At 49.2% G+C, this 6,475-nt stretch carries 7 protein-coding genes; 1 reads left to right on the top strand and 6 read right to left on the bottom strand.

Annotated elements, in window-relative coordinates:
* The 3 genes from AC5V8P_RS22240 to AC5V8P_RS22230 all read right to left on the bottom strand — a co-directional run.
* A partial coding sequence (locus AC5V8P_RS22240) for a glycerol-3-phosphate dehydrogenase/oxidase (protein ID WP_495473873.1) occupies nucleotides 1-1,223 on the bottom strand: 1,223 nt, incomplete at its 3' end.
* A gap of 277 nt (nucleotides 1,224-1,500) precedes the next feature.
* Nucleotides 1,501-2,058, bottom strand: coding sequence for a glycerol-3-phosphate responsive antiterminator (locus tag AC5V8P_RS22235; protein ID WP_019688909.1), 558 nt, complete (start codon nucleotides 2,056-2,058; stop codon nucleotides 1,501-1,503).
* A 203-nt stretch (nucleotides 2,059-2,261) separates the two neighbouring features.
* A complete protein-coding gene (locus AC5V8P_RS22230) occupies nucleotides 2,262-3,215 on the bottom strand; it encodes an alpha/beta hydrolase (RefSeq protein ID WP_063207113.1) in 954 nt (317 codons plus the stop codon).
* Between the two features lie 248 nt (nucleotides 3,216-3,463).
* On the opposite strand from AC5V8P_RS22230, the gene AC5V8P_RS22225 reads away from it, so the two are divergent.
* Nucleotides 3,464-4,099, top strand: coding sequence for an NAD(P)-dependent oxidoreductase (locus tag AC5V8P_RS22225; RefSeq protein ID WP_063207117.1), 636 nt, complete (start codon nucleotides 3,464-3,466; stop codon nucleotides 4,097-4,099).
* Between the two features lie 111 nt (nucleotides 4,100-4,210).
* On the opposite strand, the gene AC5V8P_RS22220 is transcribed toward AC5V8P_RS22225, so the two are convergent.
* The 3 genes from AC5V8P_RS22220 to AC5V8P_RS22210 form a co-directional block, all read right to left on the bottom strand.
* Nucleotides 4,211-5,029, bottom strand: coding sequence for a cation:proton antiporter domain-containing protein (locus AC5V8P_RS22220; RefSeq protein ID WP_269203324.1), 819 nt, complete (start codon nucleotides 5,027-5,029; stop codon nucleotides 4,211-4,213).
* A gap of 92 nt (nucleotides 5,030-5,121) precedes the next feature.
* Nucleotides 5,122-5,709 carry a GNAT family N-acetyltransferase gene (locus tag AC5V8P_RS22215; protein WP_081276864.1) on the bottom strand — a complete coding sequence of 196 codons (588 nt, stop codon included), beginning with the start codon at nucleotides 5,707-5,709 and terminating at the stop codon, nucleotides 5,122-5,124.
* Nucleotides 5,710-5,768: 59 nt separating this feature from the next.
* A partial coding sequence (locus AC5V8P_RS22210) for an MFS transporter (protein WP_495473872.1) occupies nucleotides 5,769-6,475 on the bottom strand: 707 nt, incomplete at its 5' end.

Here is a 6,475-nt window from a genome sequence, read left to right as displayed (position 1 = left end):
GTGCGGCATGCCCGAAAGCTCTGCCCATGCAAGCGACCCAGCTCCCGTACCGCACGATCCACGACGAGTTCGGACATTTTCCGGTAGCCCGTCAGCTTGCCGCCTGCAATCGTGATCAGCCCTGAACGGGATTCCCAAATTTCGTCCTTGCGTGAAATTTCTGAAGGGCTTTTACCGTCTTCATAAATAAGCGGGCGTACCCCTGCCCAACTGGATTCCACGTCTGTAACCGTCAGCTTCACATCCGGGAACATCCCGTTGATCGCCTGAAGCACATACGCCCGGTCTTCGGCAGTCATCCGAGGATGCGCCGTATCTCCCTCATACACCGTGTCGGTTGTACCTGCATAGGTTTTTCCGTCACGCGGGATCGCGAATACCATGCGTCCATCCGGTGTATCGAAATACACTGCCTGTTGAAGCGGGAAGCGCTCACCATCGAATACCAGATGGATACCCTTCGTCAGGCGAAGCACCTTGCCCTCTTTGGAGCGATCCATTTCCCGCAACGTATCTACCCAAGGCCCGGCAGCGTTAATGACCAGCGAAGCCCTGATTTCGTATGGTTTCCCCGTTATCCGATCGGTTACACTGGCGCCGCTTATTCGTCCGCTGTCATACAGCAGCTTGTCAGCCTTGGCATAGTTCACAGCCAGCGCCCCTCGTGTAACGGCTTCCTTCATTACCTCAATCGTCAGGCGAGCATCGTCTGTGCGGTACTCCACATAGCTGCCGCTTCCCTTCAGCCCTTCTCTCTTCAGTAAAGGCTCGCGCTCCAGCGTAGCCTGAATGTCCAGCATGCGGCGGCGCTCACTACGCTTCACGCCAGCGAGGAAATCATATACTAGCAGCCCCACAGAAGTGGTAAACGCATTAAACGTGCCCCCCTGGTGAAAAGGAAGCAGCATACGCTCCGGAATGGTCACATGAGGACCATTTTCAAATACGATAGCTCGCTCCTTCCCGACCTCGGCTACCATCTTCACTTCAAATTGCTTCAAATAACGAAGACCACCATGCACCAGCTTGGTAGAACGACTGGATGTGCCTGCTGCAAAATCCTGCATTTCCACCAGCGCTGTCTTCAAACCACGATCCGCCGCATCCAGCGCAATTCCCGCCCCTGTAATGCCGCCGCCAATAATTAAAATATCAAAATGCTCACGCCCCATACGTTCTAAAACAGCCGTTCTCTCCTGCGCAGCAAATCCTCGTTCTCCCATCATCTATCCCTCCAATTTCGTACATGTCTGCTATGCAATCTGACGCCGGGAATCATCAAAAGGCACAAAAAAAGACCACGAACATCGCTGCGGCGGATGCCGAGCGGTTCATGGTCTCTCCAAGTCTCCTGACGAGTATTAACTTATTTATATCGTAGCATACACAGTGCACGATGAAAAGGGAAATATGCCTGCGTTCATTGCAGGTCGTTCCCCACGCCAAGCCAAAGATCGCGCTCTTGCTTATTATGTAGGTAGTCCACTGGATTCAAAAAAACTATCGCTTATAGTGCTCAAACAGTTGTTTATTGGAGGTCGTAACGGCTGCAGCACCCGCTGCCAACGCTGCCTCCACATCCTCAGGAGTACGAATAAGTCCACCAGCCAAAATAGGAATACCCGTGCGTTCACTGACCTCTGCGATCATTGGCGGTACAACACCGGGCAGCACCTCAATATAATCAGGGCGCGTTTTTTCCACCAGTGCGTAGCTTTTTTCTAGCGCAATCGTATCCAGCAGGAACACTCGTTGTACAGCAAGAATTCCCTTTTTTTTAGCGGTTGCAATCACCCCGGAACGGGTTGAAATAATCCCAAATGGCTTAATCTCCTGACACAAATACTCAGCGGCATACTCGTCATTTTTCAAACCTTGCACCAGGTCGGCATGCAGAAGCATCTGCTTGTTGCGGCTCCTTGCCATCTGATACAGGTTGCGCAGTTGCGCTACATGCGTATCCAGAAAAACAGCATACTCATAAGAGCTGTCCAAAATATCCTCCAACTGCTTCATATGCTTAGCTGCAGGTAAAATGCGTTGTCCCTGAAATGGCATGGATATCCCCCTTGGGCCGAATGTCATTTAAAACTCGTTCAAATTTTATATTATCACTCTGTTCGACGAACGTGAAGCGGTTTCAATGGGGATATGTATAAAGGCTGCCCTCCTGCTTTAGCATCTGCGGGAGAAGACAGCCTTATCCGTCATAGGACTCGATCAGATCACAAGGTGGGATCTTAGAATTGTTTTATACGAGACTAGCCCTCAAACCCTTGGCGCAACCACGAGGTAGCCAGCATGATCGCGCCGCGCTTAGCTGCGGTTTCCGACAATGGGTTCAGCATTACGAAGTCATGTATAATACCCTGAAAGCGTACAGCGGTCACATCTACCCCTGCTTCACGCAGCTTGTTCGCATAGGCTTCACCTTCATCCCGCAACACATCGGCCTCGCCTGTAATAACCAGCGCACGCGGTAGCCCTTTAAGCTGGTCCATAGTGGCACGTAACGGGGACGCCGTGATTTGTGCTCGTTCGTTGGGATCCGTCGTATATTGATCCCAGAACCATTGCATCCCTTCGCGGCTCAGGAAATACCCTGTGGCGAACTCATGATATGATTCCGTATCAAAAGATGCATCCGTCACCGGATAGAATAACAACTGCTGCCGAATAGCAGGACCACTGCGTTCTTTGGCCAGCAAAGTGACAGCTGCAGTCATGTTACCACCGACACTATCTCCGGCGATCGTCAACGTGTCGGGCTTCAGCCCATGCTCGCGCCCATGCTGTGCTACCCATTGAACGACCGCGTAAATCTCCTCAAGCGCCGTCGGATATTTGGCTTCAGGTGACAAGCTGTATTCCGGGAATACAACGGCTGCCTGTGAGCCTACCGCCAGTTCACGAATCAGTCGGTCATGCGTATGAGCGTTACCGAATACCCAGCCTGCTCCATGGATATAGACGATGACCGGGAGATCACCTGTCACCTGTTGCGGACGAACAATTCTGACCTTCACCTCACCGCCAGGACCACCTGGAATCGACAGATCCTCTAGGTCTGCCGCAGGTTTATCTGCTGGACCGGATTGAACCTCATTGACCGTCTCACGTCCTTTTTCAGGTCCCAAATCATACAAGAACGGAGGCTTGGCATTATCGTCTGCGAATTTTTGCGCTGCGGGCTCCAGCTGTACCCTTTTACTCATATCGTTTCACTCTTCCTTTCTTATCTGCGTTCTATATCGTTCCAATATGCTTTAAATGTACTCATTGCGTTCACCTTATATTTAAACGAGTTCCTCTCTTTCCAATCGGAGGACCTTATTTTGCCCAACAGAAGAGCTTGACTTTTATTTTATATTGTAACTATAATAGTTACATATTTAAGTTCAAGGATGAACACGCAGTTAAAGAAGTGAATTTCTAAATCATATTTATAGGAGGATATACTATTATGAAAATTGCAGTTATTGGTGCAGGCGGTAAAGCGGGAAGTAACATCGCAAAAGAAGCATTAGACAGAGGCCATGAAGTCACCGCCATCGTGCGTGACCCGGCTAAAGTAACGGACAAGCGTGCTGCTGTAGTACAAAAGGACGTTTTTGATCTGAAAACAGATGATCTGAAGGGTTTTGACGTTGTTGTTAATGCTTTTGCCGCTCCATTCGGACAAGAGCATCTGCATGTAGATGCAGGTAATGTACTGATTGAGGCTCTCCGTCATGTGTCCGGTACTCGTCTGATTGTCGTAGGTGGTGCAGGTAGCTTGTTTACGGATGAATCCCAGACACTCTTGGTCAAGGATACTCCTGGGTTCCCTGATTTTGTATATCCAACGGCTCATAACCAAGGGAAAAATCTGGACATTCTACGCGGTACCAGCGACCTGAACTGGACGTTCATTAGTCCCTCCGCGGAATTCGCTCTCGGCAAACGTACAGGCTCTTACCAAGTGGGCAAGGACACACTGCTGGTTAATTCCAAAGGTGCAAGCTATGTGAGCTATGAGGATTATGCTGTTGCCGTAGTAGACGAAATTGAAGAACCACAACATCTGAATCAACGTTTCACTGTCGTATCCGAGTCCTAATTCTGCAGCTAACCGAACATCCAACATAAAAAGACCCTTCTGGTTCACTTTCCATCCTGCTTGGAAAATGATCCAGAAGGGTCTTACTGTAGGTCTAGTCCGTCCAATCTTCTACTTTTCAACTTGATTTACAGTTTTCCGATCACTAAAGCATAGCTTAAGAACTGGAGGTGCAGCCAACGTCGTCAAAATAACGGCAATGATAACTGATGTAAAATACTGCTGTACCAGCAGACCCGTCTGCAACCCGGTGGTTAAGCCAATGCTGACAAAAAATACAGGAACAAAGATGGAATAGGCGATGGGCTCCACCTTTTCTTCTACAACTTGCTTAAAGCTTGTTTGCGAAATGGCAATCCCGGCAGCAAAAGCTCCGATAATACCCGCCATACCCATCAAATCTGCAAAATACGCAAAACCGAAGCAAATAACCAAAGCAGCCGTAATCACAGCTTCTGTCACTTTGAGAGGGGCAAGTATTTTCATAATCCATGGAACAACGAACCAGCCACCCAGAATAGCTACCACGAAGAAGATCAGCTTCTTGCCAACAAGAAGTCCCAGCGAGGTTTGCCCACCCATGCCGAATATATTCATCACTACCGCAAGCAGCACTACGACAAGCACATCATCCAGTACGGCTGCGCCCAAAATGGTCGAACCTTCTCGAGTATTCAGCTTGTTCATATCCTTGAGCACCTGCACCGTAATGCTTACGGAAGTAGCGCTCAAGACAATCCCCAGAAACCATCCTTCATGCACTGAAAAACCAAAGGCTTCACCAACTCCAAAATCACAGAGCAACGGCAAAATATGTGTCTGACCTGAAAAGAACAACGCACAAATAAAAAGGGGAACCCGAAATATAGCACAGGTTCCCCTAAAAAAGACATAAAGGAGCCTTGGTGACAGGCTCCTCGGGTAGTTCATCTATTCATTTGATGTTGTCGGTCATACTTGCACAAACAAGTAATTTTATCTTTTAATTATATCTTTCTGCAAGCCCATGTAAACGTATGGTGTCAACTTTCTGCTTTTTTTACATACTGGGTACAGTATTCATGATGCAGCATACTCATCAAAATCGAATCATGGTATTCATGATTGTAGAATAAAGCATCCCGCTGCACACCTTCACGCTTAAAGCCTACTTTTTCATAGCAGCGAATAGCTCGTTCATTAAAATCAAATACATTCAGCTCAATCCGATGCAGGTTACAAACACCGAACCCATAGTCCAGCATGAGTACAAGCGCTTCGGTGCCATAGCCTTTCCCCTGATTTCCTTGCTCATTGATCGCAATACGGATGTTGGCGCTGCGATTCAGGCTGTCCATATCTTGCAGCGCAATATCGCCGATGGCACGATCATCCTCCTGAAGTGCAATGAGCAACAGCAGGCTTGAGGTATCCTGTCCTTTAGCTTCAATATATCGGGCAATCTGCTCCTTGGTAAAGCTTCGCTGTGTGCCTGTCAGCCTCCGCACTTCCTGATGAAACAATGTGTTGTAGTATAACTCGGTGTCCTCCACGTTAATGGGGCGCAGGTAAACCCGTGATCCTTCAAGCAATCGTGCCACAGGCGTTGCCGACGAAGAATTTTGAGTCAACTCAATCACTCCTATGCTAAAAATATAAAAATATAAATTACTATAATGGAAGCAAACGATTACGCCAGGTCGGCATTTTGTTCAGCAGAAGGGATGGGATCAGCGAGAGACTCCCGCCAAATTACGGATTGAAGCAGTAGTCCTGCTAAGCCCAGGATTCCTACGGTCATACCGATCCAGACAAAAGCCGTCCCCGCCCCTGCTATTCGGATCAATACTCCCCCGGCAAGCGGCGAAATAACCATGATCGCTCCAATGACGGTACTTTGAATACCGAAGACACGTCCCACCATATCAGCAGGGGTTTTGGCTTGTAATATGTAATTCTGGGTGATAATGTACAGTCCGTTCCCCACACCTAGCATAGCCCCGATCGCAAGCAGTACGGGGAGTCCCATCCCGGGTTGCGCCCAGCCTAAAGCGGCAATCGCTCCGCCAACCAGCACATACCCTCCACCAAGTCCCCAGCCTGCACTTACACGATTCAAGCGATTCAGCACAAGCATGCAGACAACAGCGCCAGCACCTATAGCTGAAACCAGCCAACCGAGCAGCGATTCGTTGCCCGGGGCGAGCACGCGCAGCAACGTAGGGAACTGGTAGTCGATCATAAGAATGGCGATCAAGCCGAACAGCCCGAATATGAGCGTATGCAAAAGCATTCGACTGCGCCAGAGGAATGCCCAGCCTTCCCGCCACTGGCTGATAAAACGAGATGCGCGAGCAGGCTCTGCCTGCATCTTGGCATCATCAGCCTCATGCGCTG

This window comes from Paenibacillus sp. N119s (assembly GCF_059447605.1).
Note: the sequence above shows the minus strand (reverse complement) of the source record. Positions and strands in the feature narration are given on the sequence as shown.

Coding starts and splice junctions, on each gene's coding strand:
- AC5V8P_RS22220 (WP_269203324.1), bottom strand. CDS start 5,029: ATGAACTACCCGAGGAGCCTGTCACCAAGGCTCCTTTATGTCTTTTTT.
- AC5V8P_RS22235 (WP_019688909.1), bottom strand. CDS start 2,058: ATGCCATTTCAGGGACAACGCATTTTACCTGCAGCTAAGCATATGAAG.
- AC5V8P_RS22230 (WP_063207113.1), bottom strand. CDS start 3,215: ATGAGTAAAAGGGTACAGCTGGAGCCCGCAGCGCAAAAATTCGCAGAC.
- AC5V8P_RS22225 (WP_063207117.1), top strand. CDS start 3,464: ATGAAAATTGCAGTTATTGGTGCAGGCGGTAAAGCGGGAAGTAACATC.